This is a genomic window from Pseudoduganella rivuli (assembly GCF_009674485.1).
Classification (GTDB): Bacteria; Pseudomonadota; Gammaproteobacteria; order Burkholderiales; family Burkholderiaceae_D; genus Rugamonas; species Rugamonas rivuli_B.
Genome location: NZ_WKJJ01000001.1, coordinates 534,980 through 559,554, shown reverse-complemented (window position 1 = coordinate 559,554; position 24,575 = coordinate 534,980). Strand labels below are relative to the sequence as shown.

General features: G+C 65.0%; 19 protein-coding genes. 13 read left to right on the top strand and 6 right to left on the bottom strand.

Features of this window, described 5'->3' with window-relative positions; all coding sequences use genetic code 11:
• Positions 1 to 4: 4 nt before the first annotated feature.
• On the bottom strand, positions 5 to 1,276 hold the full coding sequence (locus GJ700_RS02275) for a cytochrome P450 (protein WP_154371015.1): 1,272 nt from the start codon (positions 1,274 to 1,276) through the stop codon (positions 5 to 7).
• A gap of 24 nt (positions 1,277 to 1,300) precedes the next feature.
• A complete protein-coding gene (locus tag GJ700_RS02270) occupies positions 1,301 to 2,878 on the bottom strand; it encodes a phytoene desaturase family protein (protein WP_154371014.1) in 1,578 nt (525 codons plus the stop codon).
• A gap of 126 nt (positions 2,879 to 3,004) precedes the next feature.
• On the opposite strand from GJ700_RS02270, the gene GJ700_RS02265 reads away from it, so the two are divergent.
• On the top strand, positions 3,005 to 3,661 hold the full coding sequence (locus tag GJ700_RS02265) for a TetR/AcrR family transcriptional regulator (protein ID WP_154371013.1): 657 nt from the start codon (positions 3,005 to 3,007) through the stop codon (positions 3,659 to 3,661).
• Here GJ700_RS02265 and GJ700_RS02260 read toward each other — a convergent pair.
• On the bottom strand, positions 3,640 to 3,990 hold the full coding sequence (locus GJ700_RS02260; RefSeq protein WP_154371012.1) for a nuclear transport factor 2 family protein: 351 nt from the start codon (positions 3,988 to 3,990) through the stop codon (positions 3,640 to 3,642). The genes GJ700_RS02265 and GJ700_RS02260 overlap by 22 nt on opposite strands.
• A gap of 77 nt (positions 3,991 to 4,067) precedes the next feature.
• Positions 4,068 to 4,973, bottom strand: coding sequence for a LysR family transcriptional regulator (locus GJ700_RS02255; RefSeq protein ID WP_154371011.1), 906 nt, complete (start codon positions 4,971 to 4,973; stop codon positions 4,068 to 4,070).
• A 93-nt stretch (positions 4,974 to 5,066) separates the two neighbouring features.
• Here GJ700_RS02255 and GJ700_RS02250 point away from each other — a divergent pair, with 93 nt between their 5' ends.
• From GJ700_RS02250 to GJ700_RS02205, 10 genes are all read left to right on the top strand, one after another.
• A complete protein-coding gene (locus GJ700_RS02250; protein ID WP_154371010.1) occupies positions 5,067 to 8,603 on the top strand; it encodes an indolepyruvate ferredoxin oxidoreductase family protein in 3,537 nt (1,178 codons plus the stop codon).
• Positions 8,604 to 8,988: 385 nt separating this feature from the next.
• Positions 8,989 to 10,629, top strand: coding sequence for a DUF1302 domain-containing protein (locus tag GJ700_RS02245; protein WP_229506739.1), 1,641 nt, complete (start codon positions 8,989 to 8,991; stop codon positions 10,627 to 10,629).
• A 23-nt stretch (positions 10,630 to 10,652) separates the two neighbouring features.
• Positions 10,653 to 12,011: a DUF1329 domain-containing protein gene (locus GJ700_RS02240; protein ID WP_154371008.1), complete on the top strand. Its 1,359-nt coding sequence runs from the start codon at positions 10,653 to 10,655 to the stop codon at positions 12,009 to 12,011.
• 99 nt (positions 12,012 to 12,110) lie between these two features.
• Positions 12,111 to 13,250, top strand: a complete 1,140-nt coding sequence (locus GJ700_RS02235) for a WD40/YVTN/BNR-like repeat-containing protein (RefSeq protein ID WP_195763748.1) — start codon at positions 12,111 to 12,113, stop codon at positions 13,248 to 13,250.
• A 17-nt stretch (positions 13,251 to 13,267) separates the two neighbouring features.
• Positions 13,268 to 15,799: an efflux RND transporter permease subunit gene (locus GJ700_RS02230; protein ID WP_154371006.1), complete on the top strand. Its 2,532-nt coding sequence runs from the start codon at positions 13,268 to 13,270 to the stop codon at positions 15,797 to 15,799.
• A 36-nt stretch (positions 15,800 to 15,835) separates the two neighbouring features.
• Positions 15,836 to 16,801 carry a VOC family protein gene (locus GJ700_RS02225; protein WP_154371005.1) on the top strand — a complete coding sequence of 322 codons (966 nt, stop codon included), beginning with the start codon at positions 15,836 to 15,838 and terminating at the stop codon, positions 16,799 to 16,801.
• Positions 16,795 to 17,595, top strand: a complete 801-nt coding sequence (locus GJ700_RS02220) for an enoyl-CoA hydratase/isomerase family protein (protein WP_154371004.1) — start codon at positions 16,795 to 16,797, stop codon at positions 17,593 to 17,595. Before GJ700_RS02225 ends, GJ700_RS02220 begins: the two co-directional genes overlap by 7 nt.
• A gap of 4 nt (positions 17,596 to 17,599) precedes the next feature.
• Positions 17,600 to 18,460 (top strand): SDR family NAD(P)-dependent oxidoreductase, encoded by an 861-nt coding sequence (locus GJ700_RS02215; protein WP_154371003.1) that lies wholly within the window; start codon positions 17,600 to 17,602, stop codon positions 18,458 to 18,460.
• Between the two features lie 29 nt (positions 18,461 to 18,489).
• A complete protein-coding gene (locus GJ700_RS02210) occupies positions 18,490 to 19,794 on the top strand; it encodes an MFS transporter (RefSeq protein WP_154371002.1) in 1,305 nt (434 codons plus the stop codon).
• A 2-nt stretch (positions 19,795 to 19,796) separates the two neighbouring features.
• Positions 19,797 to 21,026 carry an NAD(P)/FAD-dependent oxidoreductase gene (locus tag GJ700_RS02205; RefSeq protein ID WP_154371001.1) on the top strand — a complete coding sequence of 410 codons (1,230 nt, stop codon included), beginning with the start codon at positions 19,797 to 19,799 and terminating at the stop codon, positions 21,024 to 21,026.
• 30 nt (positions 21,027 to 21,056) lie between these two features.
• Here the strand turns inward: GJ700_RS02205 and GJ700_RS02200 are convergent, their stop codons facing one another.
• Positions 21,057 to 22,259, bottom strand: a complete 1,203-nt coding sequence (locus GJ700_RS02200) for a thiolase family protein (protein WP_154371000.1) — start codon at positions 22,257 to 22,259, stop codon at positions 21,057 to 21,059.
• A complete protein-coding gene (locus tag GJ700_RS02195; RefSeq protein ID WP_154370999.1) occupies positions 22,252 to 22,656 on the bottom strand; it encodes a Zn-ribbon domain-containing OB-fold protein in 405 nt (134 codons plus the stop codon). Before GJ700_RS02195 ends, GJ700_RS02200 begins: the two co-directional genes overlap by 8 nt.
• Positions 22,657 to 22,764: 108 nt before the next feature.
• On the opposite strand from GJ700_RS02195, the gene GJ700_RS02190 reads away from it, so the two are divergent.
• Complete coding sequence (locus GJ700_RS02190) at positions 22,765 to 23,478, top strand: SDR family NAD(P)-dependent oxidoreductase (RefSeq protein WP_154370998.1); 714 nt, start codon at positions 22,765 to 22,767, stop codon at positions 23,476 to 23,478.
• A 14-nt stretch (positions 23,479 to 23,492) separates the two neighbouring features.
• Positions 23,493 to 24,482, top strand: a complete 990-nt coding sequence (locus tag GJ700_RS02185; protein WP_154370997.1) for a fumarylacetoacetate hydrolase family protein — start codon at positions 23,493 to 23,495, stop codon at positions 24,480 to 24,482.
• Positions 24,483 to 24,575 lie beyond the last annotated feature (93 nt).

Here is a 24,575-nt window from a genome sequence, read left to right as displayed (position 1 = left end):
CTCCTCAATCCCACAGCACGTGGACTTCGGACGCGCCGCGCAGCATCACGCCGGTGATTTGCGGCAGCGGGTAGTCCGGGTCCAGGCGCAGGTTGGGGAACAGGTCGAACAGCGCGTTCAGCGCCACCGTCAATTCCATCTTGGCGACGAACTGGCCGATGCACATGTGGGCGCCGTAGCCAAAACCAAACGACGGCTTGACCGGGCGGAAGATATCGAATTCGTCGGGGCGCTCGAACACGTCCGGATCGCGGCTGGCCGCCGCCGTGATGCACTGGACCATGGTGCCCTTGGCCACTTGCACTCCGCCGATTTCCAGGTCCTTGGCCGCCTGGCGCACCTTGAACGTGGCCACCGGTTCAAAGCGCACGGTTTCATCGATGACCTTGGCGATCAGCTTGCGGTCGTTGCGCACTTGCTCCAGCAGCGCCGGCCGCTGCAACAGCAGGGTCAGGATGGAACTGAAGGTGCGGGTGGTGGTTTCGCCGGCTGCCGGCAACAGCGAGCGCACGAAGGTGGCGATTTCATGGTCGTCCAGCACGCGGCCATCGAGTTCCGAGCGGATCAGGCGGCTGATCAGGTCGTGGCCGTCGATGTCGTTGGTGGCGCGGCGGTGCTGCACGATTTCCAGCACCGCCTGGTACAGCGCCTTGGCGGCGGTGATCGCGGCCGTCCGGGCGGCGGCCTGTTTTTCCGGCGTGGCGCCGGCCTGCGGACCGGCCAGGATGGCCAGCGCCCACGCCGCGTATTGCCGGATTTTTTCCGGCTGGTCGTCCGGGAAACCCATGATCGAGTAAATCGCGCGGATCGGGAAGTGCAGGCCGAATTCCATCAGGTCGGCCTTTTTCTTCGGCTGCAGCGGCAACAGGAATTCGTCGCGCATGACGGCGGTCAGCTTGTCGCGCCAGCGGTTGGCGGTGTCCGGCGTGAACACCGGCTGCAGCAGGGCCCGGGTTTTCTTGTGCTCTTCGCCATCCATCGCGATGATGATGAGACCGTCAAAGAACGACCCCAGTCCCTCGGCAATGAAGCCGCTGGTGAAATTGGCCGGATCGAGCATCACGGACATCACGTCCTTGTGCTTGAACAGACTGACGGTCGGATGGCTGGCATCGAGGCCGGCATTGTTCGGCACGCCCATGCTGGCGGCAAAATTGCCGCGCATGACGGGCGTGGTTTCGCGCAACGCCTTGCAAACAGCGTAAAAATCGCCGGTACCTTCGTAGTTGGACGATACCTTGCTGAAGGCGCTTTCAAGTTCGGTGGGGGCGTTCATGATGGTCTCCGTTTGTAATGGGGGTTATCCGAGGAAGCGCTTGACGCGGCTGGCGGCCAGGCGGCCCGGCATGCCGTTCACGCCGCCGCCCGGGTGGATGCCGGCGCCGCCGAAATACAGGCCCGCCACCGGCAAGGTGTCACCGCCCAGGCCATAGGCCGGACGCAGGGTGTTCGAGCGCAGCGCCGACGTGTCCAGGTGCGTCACGCAGCCGTTTTGCACGTTCAGGCGCTTGGCCAGGTCGGCCGAGGTTTCGATCCGGCGCGCAATTTCATACTCGGCCAGACCATTCATGTACAGGCTGGCCTGGGCAATGGTTTGCGCCGCGGCGCTGTCGCGGATCGCATCCCAGCCTTCGCGCGGGAACACCGGCATGGCCGGCGGGTACAGATACACCACGTCCTGGCCGGATGGTGCCTGGGTTGGATCGACCGCGCTGGGCGCGGTGATCCACATGTACGGCAGCTTCGGCACTTCGCCGCGCGCCGAACTGGCGAAATTCTCCAGCACCGCGTCCGCCGTGCCGATCAGCAGCACGCACTTGCGCAGGCTGACGCCGTCGCCGCGCCGCGCCTCGTGGCGGTCGACCGACACCAGCCCGCGCAGCGCCAGGTCGATCCGCAACGGCGACGCGCCGTGCGCATTGGCCGGGGCCATCGCGATGCGGGTCAGCAGGCGCTGCTCGACCTGGCCCTTGGTCACCATGTCGAGCGCCATCTTCGGGTGGCAACTGGCGATCACGGCCTTTGCCGTGATGGTGCCGCCATCCTTCAGGCGCACGCCTTTGACCCTGCCGTTGGCGGCGACGATCTCTTCCACCACGGCCGAGGTTTGCACGGCGCCGCCCAGTTCCGCCAGGCGCGACGCCATGGCGTCGGGCAGCGCCTGCATGCCGCCAATCACGCGGCCGACGCCGAACTTGTGCAGGAAACCCAGCAGCGCAAAATAAATGCCGCTGCCTTCGGCCGTGATTGGACCGGCCGCGCCGGTCAGGGCCGCCATCGCGGAGATGGTGATGGGATGTTCGAAATATTCCAGCGTGGCGCCGTAGGCCGAACTGGTGACGAGCGCCATCAGTTCGGGGCGCAGCTTGCGGCCCAGGAAGGCCGTGCGCATTACGCGCAGCTTGGCCAGCAAGTTTTTGCGCGCCGGGTCGACCCGCATCATCGGCACCGCAATCGAGATGAACAGGTCGACCACTTTCATCAGGCGCAGGAACGCCGCCGCATCTTTTTCTGAATAGCGCCGGATTTCCGCAGCGGTCTTGTGCGGATCGCGCCAGAACACCAGCGAATTGCCGTCCGGGTGCAGGTAGGCATAGGCCGGCGACATTTCCACCTGGCGGAAACCGTGGCGCTCCAGTTCCAGTTCGCCTGGCACGATCGGGTGCACGCGCAGCGACATCAAGTCCAGCGCGCACGAATGCACCAGGTGTTTCGGCGCGCCCGGCATCAGGTAGCCGGACGCGGACATGCCGCCGACCTTGGGTTGCGATTCCAGCACGATCACCTTCTTGCCGGCCTTGGCCAGGTAACAGGCGGCCGCTAGGCCGTTGTGGCCGCCGCCGACGATGGCGACGTCATATTGTTGTTGGGTACTCATGATCTCCGGTGTTGTTGGGCTTTGATTCGGCCTATCATATTGGCTGCGCTCTGCGGGACGGAGTCATTTCATTTGACCGCAAGTCAAAGCAAATACAGCAAATAAAGCAAACAGGCAGGAGACACGATGGGCAAGACGCAGGAACCCGCGGCGGCCACCGGCAAGCGGGCCACGCTGGCGCGCATCCTGGCGGCGGCGAAAGAAGAGTTTTCCGCCAACGGACTGGCGGGCGCGCGGGTCGATACGATCGCGCTGGCGGCGGGCGTGACCAAGCAGCTGGTGTACCACTATTACGAAGGCAAGGAAAAACTGTTCGAGGCGGTGCTGGCCGACGTGTCGGCGGCCGTGATGGCGGAACTGGTGGCGCTCGATGTCGCGCATTTGCCGCCGCCGGCCGCCATGCGCGCCTTGCTCGGCCACATGTTCAACCAGTATGAAGCCGATCCTGCGCTGCGCTCGCTGTCGCAGGAGGGCGCCCGCTACAACGAGTCGCATGACTTGCCCGGCAATAAGTTCGTCGCCATGGCGCCGGCCCTGGTGACCCTGCTGGGCGACATCCTGGCGCGCGGCGTGGCCAGTGGCGAATTCCGTCCCGGCGTGGACGCGCGCGCGTTGACGGCGATGGCCGCGCTGGTCACCACCGGCGGCTTCACCAACCGCTTCATGTTGTCGGTGCTGGCCGGCTTCGACACCACCTCAAGCGATGGCATGGCCGCGTGGCGGCGCCATTCGGCCGATTTCGTGCTGGCCGCGATTTCGGTTCAGGGCAGCGCGACGAAGTAGCGGACGTACAGGCGGCCGCCGTCGAAACGGTAAGTTTCTATCGTGTCGATACCGCCGCTACCGTCGCGCAATACATTGCGGTGATGACAAGCCGCTTCGTTGCCGTTGACGATGCAGGACGCCACCTCGATCCGGATGCGGGCGTTTTGCTGCGCCCACATGCCTTCCAGTACTTGCCACGGATCGTGGCGCGGGCGGCCCACGTATTCAATGTCCAGGCCTTCCGGCGCGATACGCCGGTAATGGGCGAAAAAGCCTTCCTTGTCGGAAGCGTTCCAGCATTCGATCTGGCCGTGCAGGAAGTGGTCGATGGCGTCGCGGTCAGTCATGGTGTCTCCGAGGTTGAAATGATGCCCCAGTATAGGAAGACAGGCCACGGGCGCCACCAGATTCGTTTGTCCGCTGGTCAAATCCCGAATGACTGGATCAAGAATTGCTGGAACGCTTCGGCCGCGTCGGAAAACACCGCGCCGCGCCGCCACAGCATGCCCGCATCCATGTGCGGGATCGCGTCCAGCACCGGGCGTGCCTCGATGCGTTTGCCCTCCAGCGACCACGGACGGTAAATCATGTCCGACAGGATCGTCACGCCAAAGCCGTGTCCGACCAGCCCGCGCAGCGCTTCGATCGAGCCGGTGCGCATGAAGATCCGCGGTTCATGCCCCATGCTGCGCCAGTACGCCAGGGCCGACTGTTCGCCTTCGTCGGCGGTCAGCAGCAGGTAAGGGTAGCGCGCAATGTCGGCCAGCGACGGCGTGCGTACCTGCGCCAGCGGATGGCTGGGCGCGACCCACAACTGGCGCCGCGAACGCACCAGCACGGCGTGGCCGAAGCGGCCCAGCTTTTGTACGTTCGACAAGATCACCATGCCGATATCGACGTCGCCGGCCAGCACCGCCGCTTCGATGTCGAGCCGGTTCAAATCCAGCAGTTCAATCACCACGTCCGGATAGCTGGCCCGGAAGCGTGCCATCAGGTCGACCAGGAAATAGCCGAGCACCGTATACGACGCGGCAATGCGTACGGTGCCGGACAGGCTGCGTTCCTTGAAACGGGGACTGGCCACCGCGTCGCGCACCGATTCCAGGATGTGGTGCGCATGGCGCAGGAAATCCTGTCCCTCCGGCGTCACCGACACGCCTTGCGGCAAGCGCTCGAACAGGCGCACGCCGAGTTCGTCCTCGATCGCCATGACGGCATTGCTGATGGTCGATTGCGAGACGTTTTCCTGCATGGCCGCCAGTGAAAACTGGCCGGTTTGCGCCACTGCCACGAAGTAGCGCAGCTGCCTGAGGGTGAGGTTCGATGCCATGCGTTTTTCCGATACGGTCTATGTTTATTTGTCGTTTTACGGCGGACGACAGGCGCAAATATACTCCGTCCAAATCAACCATGCGAGACAAACATGAATGCTCCCCTGACACCAACCCTGCACGATGCCCTGGCCGCCGTCACCCTTGACGACAAATACAACGTCGGCAAGGGACGCATCTATATCAGTGGAACGCAGGCGCTGGTGCGGTTGCCGATGCTGCAGAAAGCGCTGGATGCCAGGGCCGGGCTGGATACCGCCGGTTACATTTCCGGCTACCGCGGCTCGCCGCTGGGCGGCCTGGACCTGGCCTTGTGGAAAGCCAAGAAACACCTATCGGAAAATAACATCGTGTTCCAGGCCGGGGTCAACGAAGAGCTGGCGGCAACGGCGGTGTGGGGCACGCAGCAAACCAATCTGTGGCCTAACGGTAAGCATGATGGCGTGTTCGCCATGTGGTATGGCAAGGGCCCGGGGGTCGACCGCGCCGGCGACGTCTTAAAGCACGCCAACTCGGCCGGCACCGCGCGCCATGGCGGCGTGCTGCTGCTGGCGGGCGACGACCACGCGGCGAAATCGTCGTCGGTGGCGCACCAGTCGGAACACGCGCTGATTGCGGCCGGCATCCCGGTGCTGTATCCGTCCACGGTGCAGGAATACATCGATTACGGCCTGCACGGCTGGGCCATGAGCCGCTACAGCGGGCTGTGGGTCGGCATGAAATGCGTGACCGACATTGTCGAGTCGAGCGCGTCGATCGAGATCGACAGCGACGGCCCGGATATCGTGCTGCCGCAAGACTACGCGCTGCCGGAGGACGGTGTCGGCATCCGCTGGCCGGACCCGCCGCTGGCGCAGGAAGCGCGCCTGTTCGACCACAAATGGTATGCCGCGCTGGCGTATATCCGCGCCAATAAGCTCAACCGCATCGTGCTCGACGCGCCACAGGCCCGCTTCGGCATCATGACCGCCGGCAAAGCGTACCTCGACGTGCGCCAGGCGCTGGCCGACCTCGGGCTGGATGACGATGGCTGCGCCCGCGCCGGCATCCGCGTGATGAAAGTCGGCTGCGTGTGGCCGCTGGACGCGCAGGATGCGCGCGCCTTTGCCAGCGGCCTGGAAGAAATCCTGGTGGTGGAGGAAAAACGGCAAATCCTGGAGTATGCGCTGAAGGAAGAACTGTACAACTGGCGCGACGACGTGCGCCCGCGCGTCTACGGCAAGTTCGATGAAAAGGATAACCAGGGCGGCGAATGGGCGGTGCCGCGCGGCGAATGGCTGCTGCCGGCCCGCTATGAACTGTCGCCGGCGCTGATCGCCACGGCCATCGCGGCGCGCCTGGGCAAGGCGGGCTTGCCGCAGGATTTGCGCGAGCGCATCGATGCCCGGCTGGCGGTAATCGCGGCCAAGGAGCAGGAAGCCTGCCATGCGAAAGCCGTGGCCGAGCGCAACCCGTGGTTTTGTTCCGGCTGCCCGCACAACACCTCGACCGCCGTGCCGCAAGGGTCGCGCGCGCTGGCCGGCATCGGTTGCCATTACATGGCAATGTGGATGGACCGCAGCACCGATACCTTTACCCAGATGGGCGGCGAGGGCGTGTCCTGGCTGGGCCAGATGCATTTCACCAAGGACAAGCACGTATTTGCCAACCTGGGCGACGGCACGTATTTCCACTCGGGCCACCTGGCGATCCGCGCGGCAGTCGCCGCCAAGGCCAACATCACTTATAAAATCCTGTACAACGACGCGGTGGCGATGACGGGCGGGCAGCCGGTGGACGGCACCCTGACGGTGCCGCAGATCGCGCACCAGATGGTGGCCGAGGGCGCGGCGCGCACGGTGATCGTGTCGGACGAACCGGAAAAATACAATGCGGACAGCGGGCTGCCGGCCAGCGTGTCCGTGCATCACCGCAGCCAGTTCGAGGCGCTGCAACTGGCATTGCGCGACACCCCCGGCACCACAGTGCTGATCTATGACCAGACCTGCGCCACGGAAAAGCGCCGCCGCCGCAAGCGCGGCACCATGGCCGACCCGGCCCGCCGCGCCTTTATCAACGACGCGGTGTGCGAAGGCTGCGGCGACTGTTCAGTGCAGTCGAACTGCCTGTCGGTCGAGCCGTTGGCGACGCCGCTGGGCACCAAGCGCAAGATCAACCAGTCGTCCTGCAACAAGGATTTTTCCTGCGTCAGCGGTTTTTGCCCGAGCTTCGTGACGGCCGAAGGCGCGCAATTGCGCAAGCCCAAGGTGGCCGGCGGCACGCTGCCGGATTTCAGCGCGCTGCCGCAGCCTGCCACGGCGCCGCTGGACGGGGTCTACGGGATCGTGGTGGCCGGCGTCGGCGGCACCGGCGTGGTCACCATCGGCGCGCTGCTGGGCATGGCGGCGCACCTGGAAGGCAAGGGCGTGACGGTGCTGGACATGGCGGGATTGGCGCAAAAGGGCGGCGCCGTCGTCAGCCACATCCAGATCGCGCCCACGCCATCGGCCATCCACGCCACCCGCGTGGCGATGGGCGAGGCCAGCCTGGTGATCGGTTGCGACGCGATCGTCGCCAGTTCGGCCGATGTGCTGTCCAAGACCCTGGGCGGGCGCACGCGCGCCGTCGTCAATAGCGCCGATACGCCGACCGCGGCCTTCCTCAAGGACCGCGACTGGACCTTCCCGGGCGCGCAGGCGCTGCAGCGGGTGGGCGAGCGGGTCGGCGGCAACAGTGAATTCTTCGACGCCGGCGAACGCGCGCTGGCGCTGCTGGGCGACACCCTGTATGCCAACCCGCTGCTGCTGGGCTATGCGTGGCAAAAAGGCTGGGTACCGCTGCAGGCGGCCAGCTTGGCGCGCGCCATCGAGCTGAACGCGGTGGCGGTGGAAAAGAACCAGCTGGCCTTCAACTGGGGCCGCCACCTGGCGGTGCACGGCGTGGCGCCGGCGCAGGCCAGCCCGGTGGTGCTGCATTTGCCCGAGTCGCTCGACAAGGTGATCGAACACCGTGTGGCCTTGCTGACGGCTTACCAGGACGCCCGTTACGCCGCGCGCTACCAGGCGCTGGTGGCGCGGCTGCGGGCCCGCGAGGAGGCTCTGGGCGACGGCAAGCGCGTGCCGCTGACCGCCGTGGTGGCGCGCCAGCTGGCCAAACTGATGGCGTACAAGGATGAATACGAAGTGGCGCGGCTGTATGCCGATCCGGCCTTCCTCGACAAGCTGCGCGCCCAGTTTGCCGGCGAGCCGGGCCGGGATTACCAGTTGCGCTTCCACCTGGCGCCGCCGCTGTTGGCAAAACGCAACGCGAAAGGCGAACTGGTCAAGCGGCCGTTCGGCGGCTGGATGCTGCCGGTGTTCCGCCTGCTGGCCAGGCTGAAGCCGCTGCGCGGCAGCGCGCTGGACCCGTTCGGCTTTACGGAAGAGCGGCGTAAGGAGCGCGCCCTGATCGAGGACTATATAAAAATGGTGGACGATTTTTGTGTCACCCTGACCCTGGACAACCGCGCCGCCGCGATCGCGCTGGCCAGCCTGCCGGACACCATCCGCGGCTATGGTCACGTCAAGGAAGCCAGCATGGTGCAGGCCGCGTTGAAACGGGCGGAACTGACCGTGCAGTACCAACAGCGCGCCGCCGGCGCGGCGGCCTAGGAGTGCGCCATGGCGGCGACAGCGAGGCCTGACAAGGAATCCATCCGCGACTGGCTGCGCCGACGCCGCCAGAGCAACGCGCCGTTGCCCTCTATTGAACAGATACGCGCGGAATTGTTCAATAGTCCGGCGAAGTCCGCGCCGCCAGCCGGTTTCACGGACACGGTGTGGCCGGTCGGGCGGCCGGAATGCGCTGCTGAGCATATTTAGTGAACACAAAAAACGAATGTGTTATATTTATTTCGAAGAGAGGTACAAAAAACAAGCATGTGTGCAAAATTTCAGGGTAGAATAAAAATCGGAATACAGAATTTGATGTAAATCCGGACAGCGCACCAGACGCTGAACTTCCTGAAATGACAAAAACCAGAAAGAGGAGATGCACATGACTCACAAGAAGTTATTGGCCGCCGCACTGGCGCTGGCCTGGGCGGGGCAGGGCGGCGCAGCTGAATTCGATACCGGCGTCACAGGGTTGTCGCTGCGCTGGGATAACACGCTGCGCTACAACCTCGGCATGCGGATGGAAGCGCAGGACAAGCGCCTGCTGTCGAGCGCCACGTTCGATGAATCGGACGCCAAGTTCGGCAAGCATGACGTGGTGACCAACCGCCTGGACTGGTTGACGGAAATGGACGTCAACTATGACGGCAAGGTGGGGGCCCGCGTCAGCGCCGCCGCCTGGTATGACCATGCTTACCGCGACGGTACCGTCAAGTCGGTGGTGCCGGGCTTTGCCAGCAGCTACTTCAACGACACCTACAGCAGCACCGTCAACCGCTACGTGCATGGCCCGTCCGGCGAATTGCTGGACGCCTTTGTGTGGGCCAACTTCAGCGTCGGCGAAATCCCGGTCAACGTCAAGGTCGGCCGCCACACCAATGTCTGGGGCGAGGGGCTGCTGCTGGGCCAGCATGCGATCTCGTATTCGCAGTCGCCGGTCGACGGCGTCAAGGCCGTGACCAGCCCCGGCATTGAAACCAAGGAAGTGTTCCTGCCGATCGGCCAGGTTTCGGCCAAGGCGCAAGTCACCGACAACCTCTCCATCGCTGCCCAATATTTCTATGAATGGGCCAGCACCCGCGCCCCGCACGGCGGCACCTACCTGTCCGGTCCCGACACCACGTTCGAGGTCGACCGCGTGGCGGCGGCGCCGGGCCTGGTGCTGAACCGCGTGCCGTCATTCAAGCCACGCGACCGCGGCAACTTCGGCGTCAATGCGCGCTACAACATGGAATCGATTGAATCGACCCTGGGCCTGTACTACCGGCAGTTCGACGATTACACGCCATGGACCGGCAGTGAATTCAATATCCCGGCGCGCCAGTTCCGCTTTGCCTATCCGAACAACGTCAAGCTGATCGGCGCCAGCTTTGCGCGCGTGATCGGTCCGGTCAGCGCCGGCGCGGAAATCTCGTACCGCAAGGGCGCCGGCCTGCACTCGACCACCACCGGCGTCAGCCTGACCGACCACGAAGGCACGCGCGGCAATACCTGGCACGCCATCGTCAACGGCGTGATGCTGTTGCCGGAAACGCCGCTGTGGAGCACCGGTTCGCTGGTGGCGGAACTGGCCTACAGCCGCCTGGCGAAAGTCACGTCGCATCCGGAACTGTTCAAGGGCGAGGGCTATGCCTGTATCAAGACCGGCACTACCAACGTGGCGGGCGACAAATCCGATGGCTGCGCCACCAGGAACTTCGCCGCGCTGGCGGTGAGCTTTACGCCGCAATACCTGAACATCCTGCCGTCCTGGAACCTGGATGTGCCGATGACCTTGAACTACGGCCTGCACGGCAACGCGCCGACCGGCGGCGGCGGTTTTGAACACGCGCTGACCTGGTCGGTGGGGCTGCGCGCGACCTATGCCCAGAACCATGAATTCTCGCTGCGCTATTCCGACGCGCGCGCGGACAAGAAATACAACGCGGCCGGCACCACCGTGATTGGCGGTGCAGGGCTATCGAGCACGCTCGGCGCGACCGATCGCGGCTGGCTGGTATTCACTTACAAAACCGGCTTCTGACCCGGTTCAACCAGGAGACAAGCATGAAACCCTACACCCTGATCTGCTCCGCGCTGGCGGTCCTGTCGATGCCGGCGCTGGCCGCGGTGACGCCCGAGGAAGCCAAACAGCTGGGCACCACCCTGACCGAGTTCGGCGCCATCAAGGCCGGCAACAAGGAAGGCACGATTCCCGCCTATACCGGCGGCCTGACCAAGGCGCCGGCCGGCTACAAGGCCGGTTCGGGCTTCTGGGCCGACCCGTACAAAGATGAAAAGCCGCTGTTCCGCATCGACGCGAAAAACATGGCGCAGCATGCGGACAAGCTGTCCGAAGGCCAGAAGATGCTGTTGAAGAAGCATCCGACCACGTATTACATCGACATTTATCCGAGCCACCGCACTGCGGCCTTCCCGGACAAGGTGTTGAAAGCCACGGTGCGCAACGCCACCACCTGCAAGACCCTGAAGGAAAACCTGGCGGTGGACCAGGCTTGCCGTGGCGGCCTGCCATTCCCGATTCCCAAGAATGGCTATGAAGTGATGTGGAACCAGCAGCTGGCGTATGCCGGTGAACTGGGCACCACCACGGAAATGTCGCGCTCATGGGTGGTCGACTCGGGCGGCAAGGTGACCATGACGGCCGAGCAGTCGACCGTCCAGGAAAAACCGTATTACCAGACCGGCGACCGCGACGAGCAAATGTATTCGCGCGCGTTTTCCGTCACGCGTGGCCCGGCGCGGCGCGCCGGCGAAGCCAGCGGCTTGCTGGACTACCTGGACCCGACCGAGAAGCCGCGCCGCGCATGGAGCTACACGCCGGGCCAGCGCCGCGTGAAACTCGCGCCGGAATTCGCCTATGACACGCCGGTGGCGAGCCAGGGTGGCGTGACCCTGTTCGATGAACTGTTCCTGTTCTCGGGCAAGATGGACCGCTTTGACTTCAAGCTGGTCGGCAAGAAAGAAATGTACATCCCGTACAACGGCTACAAGTACTACTTCGAATGCAAGGAAGACGACCAGTTCCGTCCGGCCCACGTGAATCCGGAATGCGAACGCCACGAACTGCACCGCGTGTGGGTGGTGGAAGCCACGCTGAAGCCCGGCATGCGCCACGTGTACAGCAAGCGGGTGTATTACCTGGACGAGGATTCGCCGAACGCCGGCATGTTCGACGCGTTCGACCAGAGCGGCGCGCTGTACCGTTCGTCGTTCATTTCCTTCGTCCAGCTGTATGACGCGATGGTGCCGTATGCGGTCAAGAACGCCGTGTACGACTTCAACAAGGGCATGTACGCCTTGCTGAACGATTCGCTGTCGAAGGGCTACCAGATTCCGAAGACCATGCGCTCGGAAAAGGAGCAAAACGCGGAAGCCGTGGTGGCGCGCTCCAGCGCGCGCTGAGTAATGCCCCGGTAATACCCCAGGCAGCACAAACCGCACGCTCAGATGCGGGTGCTGCCGGCGCGTACCCTGGTGCGCGCCTCGATTCAAGGAGACAACATGAACAAGCGATTTGCCCTGGGCGCCATTGCCGCGCTGGCCTGCTGCGCCATCGGCGCCGGCGCCGCAATCGGTAACAGCACCAGCAACAGCGGCCTGCGCGACCCGATCGCCACGCCGGCCCCGGATACCGCCTTTGGCGCGTACAGTTCCCTCACCGCCGTGACTGCCGCCGGCTCCCGCCTGGTGGCGGTCGGGCGGCGCGGCGTGATCCTCGCGTCGGCCGATGCCGGCCAGAGCTGGCAGCAACTGCCCAGCCCCGTCAGCAGCGACTTGACCGCCGTGCAATTCGTCGACGCGCAACACGGCTGGATCGTCGGCCATGACGCGGTGGTATTGAAAACCACCGATGGCGGCAAGACCTGGGAGCGCAAGCTGGATGGCCACGCCGCGCTGGCGCTGCTGAACGCCAGCTATGGCCCGCAGGGCAAGACGCCGGACGACGCGATCGCCCAGGATATCGAGCGGGCCGGCAGCCAGTCGGCCACGCCGGGGGTGTTGCCATATCCGCTGCTGAGCGTCTGGTTCAGCAGCGCGAATGAAGGCTACGTGGCGGGCGCGTTTGGCCTGATCCTGCAAACCCGCGACGGCGGCGCCAGCTGGACCCCGATGATCGAGCGCACCGCCAACATCAAGATGAACCATATCTATGCCATCGGTGGCGATGGCGGCCAAGTGTACCTGGCCGGTGAACAGGGGTTCCTGCGCCGCCTGGATGACACCACCGGCGCGTTCGTGCCGATGGCCAGCCCGTACGAGGGGTCGTTCTTCGGGCTGGCCGCTAGCCAGTCGCGCCTGGTGGTGCATGGCTTGCGCGGCAATGCCTACGCCAGTGACGATGGCGGCGCCCGCTGGCGCAAGATCGACACCGGCAGCGGCGCCAACATCGTCGCCGCCTTGCCGGTTTCCGCCGCCGCCGGCGCCGGCCTGCTGCTGGTCACGCAGACCGGCGACGTGCTGGAAAGCAGCGCCGACGGCAGCGCACGCCCGTACTCCGGCGCGGACAGCGCCGGGGCGGACAACCGCCGCGGCCAGCCGCGCGGCGAAGTGTATGGCGCCGCCATCGCCGGCGGCGCGCTGGTGGCAACCGGCATGGCGGGCGCCAGCGTGCTGCGCAGCGTGCCCCTGTCCACACCTTAAGTGTTTGAAAGAATCAGATGGCCAGTTACTCTTCCCGTTCCGACATGCCCACCATCAGCGACCTGCGTGATTTCGACCGCAGTTCGGGTTCATGGATCGAACGCTTCATTTTCAACAACCGCACCGTGATCATGCTGCTGTGCCTGATCGCCACGGTGGTGCTGGCGGTGTACGCCAGCCGCCTGCAAGTCAATGCGAATTTCGAGCGCATGATCCCGGTCGGCAATCCGTATATCCAGAACTACCTTCAATACAAGAAAGAATTGCCGGGACTGGGCAACAGCATCCGCATCGTGGTGGAAAACAAGAGCGGCGACATCTATGACCCGGCATACCTGGAGACGCTGCGCAAGATCAACGACGCGCTGTACCTGGTGCCCGGTGTCGACCGTTCGTGGATGAAGTCGCTGTGGATGCCGATCGTGCGGTGGAAGGAAATCACCGAGGAAGGCTTGAACGGCGGCGCCGTCATGCCGTCGGACTATAACGGCAGCCCCGAATCGATTGCCAAGCTGCGCGCCAACATCGCGCGCGCCGGCATCACCGGCTCCCTGGTCGCGTCCGACATGAAGTCGACCATGATCGTCACACCGCTGCTGGACACCAATCCCGCCACCGGCAAGCCGCTCAGCTACAGTGAATTTTCGCAGGCGCTGGAAGAAAAAGTGCGTTCGTTCGAAAGCCCGCACGTGGCGGTGCACATCGTCGGCTTCGGCAAGCTGGCCGGCGACCTGATCGAAGGCCTGCGCCAGGTGCTGGGCTTCTTTGCCGCCTCGGTCGTGATTGCCGGCTTGTTTGTGTTCCTGTATACCCGCTGCATCCGCAGCACGCTGTTGTTGATGACGGTGTCGATCGCCGGCGTGATCTGGCTGCTGGGCCTGATGCAGCTGGCCGGCTATGAACTCGACCCCTATTCGACCCTGGTGCCATTCCTGATCTTTGCCATCGGCCTGTCGCACGGCGCGCAAAAGATGAACGGCATCTTGCAGGACATCGGCCGCGGCACCCATAAATACGTGGCGGCGCGCTACACGTTCCGCCGCCTGTTCATGGCCGGCCTGACCGCACTGCTGACCAACGTGGTGGGGTTCGCGGTGCTGGCGATCATCGATATTCCCGTGATCCGCGACCTGGCGATCACCACCAGCATGGGTATCTCGGTACTGATCTTCACCAAGCTGATCCTGATTCCGGTCACGCTGTCGTATATCGGCGTCAGCCCGGGCGCGGCGCGGCGCGCCGTGCAGGAACGCGACGATAAAGCCACCGGCAAGGTCGGCGGCATCAAGGGCCGCCTGTGGCGCGCCCTGGACCGGCTGACCGAACGCCGCTATGCGGCCGGGGCGGTTGCGGGCGCCGTGCTGCTGACCGCGGTCAGCGTGGTGGTGATGCGCGACCTGAAAATCGGCGACCTCGACGCGGGCGCGCCGGAATTGCGCCCGACCTCGCGCTACAACCTCGACAACGCTTACATCACCAGCCATTACGACCTGTCGAGCGACCAGTTCGTGGTGATCATGAAAACCGAAGACGAGGGCTGCCGCCTGTACCCCGTGTTGCAAAAGCTAGACGGCCTGTCGCAGGCGCTGCGCGCCACGCCTGGCGTGCAAACCACGGCGTCGCTGGCCAACATGGTGCCGTTCGTGACGTCCAGCCTGTTCGAAGGCAACGGCAAGTGGATGACCATCAGCCGCAACCAGGACATCATCAACACCGCCGTGTCGTCGGCGCTGGTGGCGGTGCCGGACTTGACCAACATGAAGTGCTCGGTGACGCCGCTGGTGGCGTACCTGGCCGACCACAAGGCCGACACGCTCGAGCGCGTGCTGAAAGTCACCGAGCAGTATGCCGCCACGCACGATGTCGCGGCCGTCAAGCCGCAGGCCGCGGTGGCGCCGGGCAGTGCGCCAGAGCAATCGGCGCCGCCGGTACAGTTCCTGCTGGCCGCCGGCAGCGCCGGCATCGAAGCGGCCACCAACATCGAAGTGTCGCGTGGCATCGTCACCATGTACCTGGCCGTGTACGGCGCCACCGCGCTGCTGTGCCTGCTGACCTTCCGCAGCGTGATGGCCACCGTGGTGGCGATGATCCCGCTCTTGATGACCACCGTGATTTGCAAGGCGCTGATGGTCTGGCTTGGCATCGGCCTGAAGGTTGCCACCCTGCCGGTGATCGCGGTCGGCGTCGGGGTCGGCGTGGATTACGCGCTGTACCTGCTGAGCGTGCAACTGCTGATGCAGCGCCGTGGCGAAACGCTGGCCGTGGCGTACCGCCGCTCGCTGGACTTCACCGGCAAGGTGGTGGCCCTGGTGGGCCTGACCATGGCCGCCGGCGTGATCACGTGGGCCTGGTCGCCGATCAAGTTCCAGGCCGACATGGGCATCTTGCTGGCGTTTATGTTCCTGTGGAACATGCTGGGCGCACTGATCCTGATCCCCGCGCTGTCGCACTTCCTGCTGAACCCGAAGCGGACCGGCGGCAAGCATGTCAACGGCGCGGCCGACGCCGCACCGGCCGGCGCGCCGCGGCCCATGGCCCGGTCGGCCTGATCTTTACCCTGATTCCCCACCTACAGAGGCTACACAATGTTTGAACTGCTGCTCTCCGCTGACATGATGATTTCCGACCCGGACGGGATGACCGAATTGCTGGTCGACAAACTGGGCATCTACAAGCACGAAAAATGGCGCCAGGCCTTCGAACACCACCCGTACATCGCGCACTTCCTGCGCGTGCACAAGTCGCTGGCCGTGTCGCCGACCCGAATCGAACCGCAAGTGCACCTGGACAAGCCAAACCCGGGCGACCCGCTGTTCCATGACTTCCTGCAAAGCCTGGAAGCTTACCAGGGCAAGCACCGTCCGCTGCTGACGCACTCGATCGTGCTGGCCATGCATGGCCCGAAATTCGACAAGTTCGTGGAAAAGTTGATGCGCCGCCGCCTGCCGTTCCGCATGGCGCAGCGCACCGACGACATGCCGTTCGACCGCTTGTGGCTGGGCTGCACGCCGGAACGCCCGTATTACGAGCCGTCGGTGGACGGCGGCCTGTGCATTGAAGTGATGCCGACCGAGCCGCTGCAAATGCCGCCGGAGACCTTCGCGGACATCCCGCCGCAGCCGCGCGACCTGGCGCCGGGCGGCATGGTGCGCGTCACCGCGCGCGGCTTCCTGGTGCGTAACCTCGATGAAACCTTGCGCAAGGTTTCGACCAACCTGGACTGGGAACCGGTTGGCCCGGTCGAACTGTTGCGCAACGAGGGATACCGCCGCGCCCGCATGGGCTTCACGGTGGCCAACAGCGCGTCGCTGGACGTGATCGAAGCGACCCGCTGGGACAGCGACGCCGGCCTGTACGTCAACAACTGGGGCCCGGGCCCGTACTACATCCGTATCGGCGTCAATGACTTGAACGCCAAGGCGGAAGACTTGCGCGCCCGTGGCACGGCGTTCACGTGGATCGAGGAATCCGAGGCGGTTGGCGGCCGTTCGCTGATCAAGGTCGACCCGGCGCAATTGCGCGGCCAACTTTTCGAGTTCGAACAATGCTGAACATATTTTCAATTAACGATTCGGTCCTGGTTGAGCGCGACGGGGCCGTGGCCTGGATCGTGCTGAACCGCGCGGCCCAGTTAAATGCAATTAACGACGAAATCCGCGTGGGTGTGCCGCAGGCGCTGCGGCTGCTCGACGACGATGCCGCCGTGCGCGTGATCGTGTTCCGGGGGGCCGGCGAGCGGGGCTTTTGCGCCGGCGCCGACATCAAGGAAAAGCGCGGCCCCGAAACCGCGATCCAGGTGCGCCAGCGCATGGAAAAAAAACGCTGGATTGAAACCCTGGACGGCATCGCCAAGCCCGTCATCGCGGCGATCCACGGCTACTGCATGGGCGGCGGCATGGAACTGGCGCTGGCCTGCGACATCCGCTATGCCGCGCCGAACGCGCAATTCGCGTTGCCGGAAACCGGCCTCGGGCTGATCCCGGGCGGTGGCGGCACGCAGCGCCTGGCGCGCGTGATCGGCCCGGGACGCGCCATGGACATGCTGTTGACGGGAGAACGGGTCAGCGCCAGCGAGGCGCTGCAGACCGGCCTGGTGACCCGCGTAGCCGACACGGCGGACGGCTTGCTGGACGAGGTGCGGGCGCTGGCGCGCAAGATCGCCAGCAAGCCGCCGGCCGCCAGCGCGGCGGTCAAGCGGGCCGCGCGCGGCGCGCTGGAACTGGAACTCAAAAGCGGACTGGACCTGGAACTGAACCTGTTTGCGCTGCTGGCGCCGAGCGGCGACGTCAAGGAAGCGGCGCTGGCCTTCGCTGAAAAGCGCGAACCGAATTTCACGGGGAATTGACATCATGAGTACATCCAAGTCGGCAGAGGCATCGAGCGGCAAACCAGGCGGCAAGCTGGACGGCAAAGTCGTCGTCATCACTGGCGCCGGCGGCGGCCTCGGCGCGGAATGCGCGCGCGTACTGGCCGGCCACGGCGCAGCCATTGCCGTGGTCGATATCGACCTGGCGGGCGCGCAGCGGGTGGCCGGCGCCATCGTGGAGCAGGGTGGCCAGGCGCTGGCCTTGTGCACCGATGTGTCGGACGCACGCCAGGTGGAAGCCATGGCGGCGACGGTGGCCGCGCATTTTGGCCGGATCGACGTGTTGTACAACAACGCGGCGATCCTGACCAATGAACAGCGCGCCGGCGACCGCGACGTTGTCAACATGGACCTCGGCGCATGGGACCGCGCCATGGCGGTGAATTTGCGCGGCGCCATGCTGTGCGCCAAGTATGTGATCCCGCACATCTTGCGGGCCGGCGGCGGTTCCGTGATGTTTGCCACTTCCGGCCTCGGCGCGCAGGGCGACCTGACCCTGAGCGCTTACGCGGCCTCGAAGGCGGGCGTGGCGATGCTGGCCAAGTCGATTGCCGCGCAATATGGCAAGCAGGGCTTGCGTTCCAACGCGATCCAGATCGGCCTGGTGGAAAACCCGGGCCATCCGCTGCCGCCGGACATCCGCCAGATCCTGCTCGACAACCATTTGACGCCGGACCTGGGCAAGCCGCGCCAGCTGGCCGATATCGTGGCGTTCCTGGCCAGCGACGAATCGTCGTTCATCACCGGCCATACCTTGGCGGCGGATGGCGGGTTTTCCAGCCACACGCCATCGATGGCGGCCATGCGCGCGTATTTCGCCAAGGTCGGTTCGAACAGCCTTTGAGCGCCAGACGCCCGTCACCAGGAACGATCATGCAAACCACGACGATAGCCGACACCACCGCCAATCACGCTTCCGGCGCCGCGCTCGACTTCACCGAATTCAAGCTCGGCTGGCGCGCGCTGCTGGTGGCGGTGGCCGGGGTCTCCACCAGCGTCAACGCGACCCTGCTGTATGGTTTCAGCGCGATGCTCGGACCGCTGGAACAGGCTTTCGGCTGGACCCGCGCCGAGCTGCAACCGGCCATCACCTTCCTGTTCCTGGGGGCGATCGTGTCGTCGCAAGTGGTGGGCTGGCTGAACCAGCGCTATGGCTTGCGCAGGGTGACGCTGTTGTCGCTGGCCGCGCTGACGTGCGGCTTCCTGCTGCTGACCCAATTGCGCGGCTCGGTCTGGTCGCTGTACCTGGGCTTCATGGCGATCGCCTGGGCCGGCCTGGGCACCCTGCAAGTGACGTGGACCAATCTGGTCAACCTCTGGTATGAACGCAACCGCGGCCTGGCGCTGGCCATCACCTTGTCCGGCACCGGCATTGCCGCCATCGCCATGCCGCCGCTGGTGACCTACGTTGCGCAGGCATGGGGCTGGCAGGGCGGGTTCGTGGTCATGGCGCTGACGTCGTCGCTGATCGCCATGCCGCTGGTGGCGTTGTGGATGCGCGCGCCCCATGCCGCAGCCGCAGCCGCAGCCGCTGCCGCCGATGGCGCGGGCAGTGGCGCGTTGCCGGCGCCCCCCGCGCTGACCGGCCTGAGCTTCCGCGCCGGCCTGCGCTCGGCGAAATTCTGGCGCTGCAATATCGGCCTGACCCTGGTGGTGTCGGCGATACTCGGCATCGTGACCAACGGCGTGCCGATATTGCGTGAGCGCGGCATGTCCGCCATGGAAGCGGGGCAGATTTTCAGCAGTTTCGGCATTTCGCTGATCCTGGGCCGGGTGGTGGTGGGTTACCTGGTGGACCGCCTGTGGGCGCCCGGGGTGGCGGCGGTCGCCTTGCTGTTGCCCGCAGTGGGGTGCGTGCTGTTCGGCCTGGCCGGCGGCAGCGTGCCGCTGCTGGTGCTGGCGACCTTGCTGGTCGGTATCGGCGCGGGCGCCGAGTTCGACCTGGCCGCTTTCCTGGTCGCGCGCTTTTTCGGCCTGCGCGAATACGGCCGCCTGTTCGGCGTGCACCTGGGCCTGATCACGCTCGGTTCGTCGCTGTCGCCGCTGCTGTTCGGGGCCATGTACAAGATGACGGGTTCCTATGTCGCCCTGCTGGCCTACTGCACGATTTGTTTCACGGTTGGCGCGCTGCTGCTGCTCACGCTCGGCCGCTATCCTGTTTTCACCCACGAGGATTAATCATGTCTGTCGAATCCGTTGTTATCGCCGGCGCCGGCCAGGCCGGCCTGCAGGTTGCCGCTTCGCTGCGCCAGGAAGGTTTTCAGGGCGCCATTACGCTGATAGGCGATGAACCCGGTTTGCCCTACCAGCGCCCGCCGCTGTCGAAGGCCTACCTGTTGGGCAAGATCGGCCTGGCCAATATGCACTTCCGCCCGGCCAGCTTCTTTGAAGAGCAGCGCGTGACGCTGTTGCACGACAGCGTGCAGGCAATCGACCGCACCAACCGCCGCGTCACGCTGGCGTCGGGCGGGGCGCTCGACTATGGCCACCTGGTGCTGGCGGTGGGCGCCCATAACCGGCTGTTGCCGGTCCCGGGCGCGGAGCTGGACGGCGTGTTCGGCGTCAAGACCCTGGCCGACGCCGATGCGCTGGCGCCGCGCCTGGCGCACGTGAAAAATGCAGTGGTGGTGGGGGCTGGATTTATCGGCCTGGAATTCGCCGCCGTCGCGTCGGCACTGGGCGTCCATGTGCACGTGCTGGAACTGGGCGACCGGCCGATGGCGCGCGCGGTGTCGAAAGAGATGTCGGACGCGTTCAGCGCGGCGCACCAGTCGTGGGGCGTGCACCTGGACTTCCGCCAGGGGCTGACCCGCATCGACGGCGACAACGGCAGGGTGTGCGCGGTCGAAACCACCGACGGGCGGCGGTTGCCGGCCGACCTGGTGGTGTTCGGCATCGGCGTGATCCCGAACGTGAAACTGGCGGTGGAAGCCGGCCTGGATGTCGACAATGGCATCAAGGTCGACGCCAACCTGCTGACGCAGGACCCGGCGATTTCCGCCATCGGCGACGTGGCGTCGTTCCCCAGCCATTTCGTGGAGCGTCATATCCGGCTCGAGTCGGTGCAAAACGCGATGGACCAGGCCAGGACCGTGGCGGCGCGCCTGATGGGCAAAACCGCTCCGTATGCGGCGCTGCCGTGGTTCTGGACCGATCAGCGCGACTTGAAACTGCAAATCGTCGGCTTGAACGATGGCTATGACGATACCGTGGTGCTGCGCGGCAAGGCGGCGTACCAGATGACGGTGCTGTGCTTCCGCCGTGGGCAACTGGTGGCGGTGGAAACCTTGAACCGGCCGGCCGACCACATGGTGGCGCGCAAGCTGCTGGGACGGTCGTGCCAGTTGACGCCGCGCGAGGCGGGGGCGGAAGGGTTTGAATTGAAGGCGTACGAACTGGCGACAAGGTAATGCCAGAAGGGGCAAGCCCCTTCTGGCACGTTACTCCTTCACCAGCAACAAACTCCCCCCCAGCGGTCCGCCGCCCGCGGCGGCCACCGCCACGTCATGCGGCGCCACCTGCCGTTCTCCGGCCCGGCCCCACAACTGCAAGCACGCTTCGTGCACATAGCCCAGGCCGTGGGTGCGTCCACCCGACATCTGGCCGCCGTTGGTGTTGACCGGTAAGCCGCCTTCGCGCGCGATGCGGCTGCCGCCTTCGACGAACGCGCCGCTTTCCCCCTTGCCGCACAAACCCAGCGCTTCCAGCCAGATCATCGTCAGGATCGAGAAGCCGTCATACAGCTGGGCCGACCCCACATCCGACGGCTTCAAGTCGGTGCGGGCCCACATCATGTTGGCCACGTCGAAGGTCGCCATTTCCGTCAGTGAAATCTGGTCCCACGACCACGGCTGGTTCAGCGCCGCGCCGATCGCTTCGATGCGGACCGGGGCGTGGCCGCCGTCGCGCCGGCGGCCACGCGCATCGTCGATGCGCGACAGCACGATGGCGGTGGAGGCGTCGCAATGCACGTCGCAATCGAGCATCCGCAGCGGGGTCGAGATCATGCGCGAATTCATGTAGTCGTCCATCGTCAGCGGCGTGCGGTAGACGGCTTTCGGGTTGAGCGCGGCGTTGCGGCGCGCATTGAGCGCGATTTGCGCCAGCTGGTCCGGCCGGGTGCCGTACTCGTGGAAATGGCGCTGCGCATACAGCGCCATCAGGTTGATCCCGGAATGCACCTGGAATGGCGTGTACCACTGCCAGAAATAGCTGGTGTCGCGTCCGACGGTCTTGTTGCTGAGCGCATTGGCGCCCTTGTTGGCCAGCCGCCCGGTCGATTCGGTGATGGTGCGAAACACCAAGACGTTCTTGCACAGGCCGGTCGCGATCGCCATGGCGCCGTTGATGATGCCGGCCAGCGGTCCGGGACCTTCGTAGCCGCCGCCAAACCAGTTGACGTCCAGCCCCAGTACGCTTTTCAGGGCGCTGGGGCCGACCGGCGAAAAGCTGTTGCCATTGTCGTTGTCGCCCGGCCAGCACGCCACCCCATCGATGTCCTTGCGCTCCAGGCCGGCGTCGGCAATCGCTTCCAGGCAGGCATCCACGGTCAGCCGCATCGCTGATTTGGCGGAAGGGCGTCCGACTTCGGACTGGCCGATGCCGGTAATGGCGACGTCTTTTTCAAACAGGCGGTCAAACATGGTCATTCCTTTCAAACAGCGGCAGCCAGACATCCTCGACTTGCAGGAACGTCACGCGCACCGGCATGCCGATCGCAACGTCGTCCGGCGCGCCGCCGACGATGTTGCTGACCAATTGCAAACCCGGCTGGTCGTCCAGCGCGATGATGGCCACCACGTATGGCACTTGCAATCCGGGCACCCAGGCCTGGTGGTTGATGGTGTAGCTCAGCACCCGGCCCAGCCCGGACACGGCTTTCGGCGCCACCTCAAAGCTGGCGCAATGGGGACAGACCGGCGCCGGCGGGTGGAAATAGCGCGCGCACGGCGCGCAATGGTGGATCAGCAGCGCACCGTCGCGGCCGCCCTGCCAGAAGGCGGCGGTGTCGGCGTTGAGCGCTGGCAGTTTCCTGCTCATGGGATCTCCTGATTTTTAATTTGTACAGAACGCATTGTAGTGTACTATTGAGACATAAATTTTAAAAACGTCTCGAAAAACTATCAAAACTGTTCAAAAGTAAAAATTATGTCTACTACTTTATCATCCCAACTGCAAGGCCGGCACATCATCGTCACCGGCGGCTTCGGTGCGCTGGGCCGCGCGCTGGGCGCCGTGCTGGCCGAACGCGGCGCGCGCGTGGCGCTGCTGGACGTGGCGGAACCGCCGGCCGGGCTGCAGCCGAATGCCCGCCTGCTGCTGCGCGGCGGTGTCGACTTGAACGACGGCGCCGCCTCGGTGGCGGCCTTCGATGCGGCCGCCGACGTGCTGGGTGGTGTCGATGCGCTGGTCAACGTGGCGGGCGGCTTCGCCTGGGAAACGCTGAGCGGGGGCAGCGTGGCGACCTGGGACCGCATGTATGAAATGAACTTGCGCACCGCCGTGATCGGCGCGCAGGCCGTGCTGCCGCACCTCAAGGCGCGTGGCGCCGGGCGCATCGTCAACATCGGCGCGCTGGCGTCGCAGAAGGCGGGCGGCGGCATGGGCGCCTATGCGGCGGCCAAGGCGGGCGTGGCGCGCCTGACCGAGGCGCTGGCCGAAGAACTCAAGGGTGACGCGATTACCGTCAACGCGGTATTGCCCAGCATTATCGATACGCCGGCCAACCGCGCCGCGATGCCCGATGCGGATTGCACGCGCTGGGTTTCGCCGCAAGCGCTGGCCGGCGTGATTGCATTCCTGCTGTCGGACGAGGGCGCGCCCATCACGGGCGCCTGCCTGCCCGTGGCCGGCCGGGTTTAACGGGGAGCCGCATCATGAGACTCGTGACCTTTACCGATGCGCGCGGCGTCCAGCGCGCGGGCGCCCTGATCAACCAGGACACCGAAGTGGTCGACCTGCAGGATGCGTTCCTGTCGGTCGCCAGCGAACCCAGTCCGCTGCTGGCCAGCGTGCAAGCCATGGCCGAAGGCGGGCAGGCCGCGCTGGCCCTGGCGCGCAGCGTGCTGAAACGCGCCCCGGCGTCCGCCATCCAGCCGCGCAGCGGCGTGACGCTGCTGGCGCCGATCCAGCCGCCACCGCAAATGCGCGACTGTTCGTGCTTTGAATTGCACCTGAAGCAAAGCTTTGCCGCCGCCCGCAAGACCCGCGCCGCCCGCGAACCCGATCCGGAAGCGGCGCTGGCCGCGATGAACACCCGCGCCGACGACCGCGTGATCGCCACCTTCCAGCGCCAGCCGATCTATTACAAGTGCAACCGCTTTGCCGTGATCGGCGCCGACCAGCAGGTGGAGTGGCCGTCGTTTACCAAAGCGCTCGACTTCGAGCTGGAATTCGGCGTCTACATCGGCAAGAAGATCAAGGACGCGACGCGCGAGCAAGCCCGGGAAGCGATCTTCGGCTACACCATCTACAACGATTTCAGTGCGCGCGACATGCAGTCGGTGGAAATGGGCGGCATGCTGGGGCCGGCCAAGAGCAAGGACTTCGATACCGCCAACGTGATGGGGCCATGCCTGGTGACGGCCGATGAAATCGATGACCCGTACAACCTCACCATGATCGCCCGCGTCAACGGCGAAGAATGGGGGCGCGGCAATTCCAGCGCCATGCGCTGGCAATTCGAAGACTTGATCGTCCATATTTCCCGCTCCGAGACGCTGTATCCGGGCGAATTCCTGGGCTCCGGCACGGTCGGCAACGGCTGCGGCCTGGAACAGATGCGCTACCTGAAGCCGGGCGACGTGGTGGAGCTGGAAGTCGAGCAACTGGGCATCTTGCGCACGAGCGTGGTGAAACCGCAATAGGAAGTGCAAAATGCAAAAATATGTTCAATAAAATTCTTGAAAATGAACATAAAAAATAAAAGTGTCATATATAATGGCTCGGGTAAGTTCAAC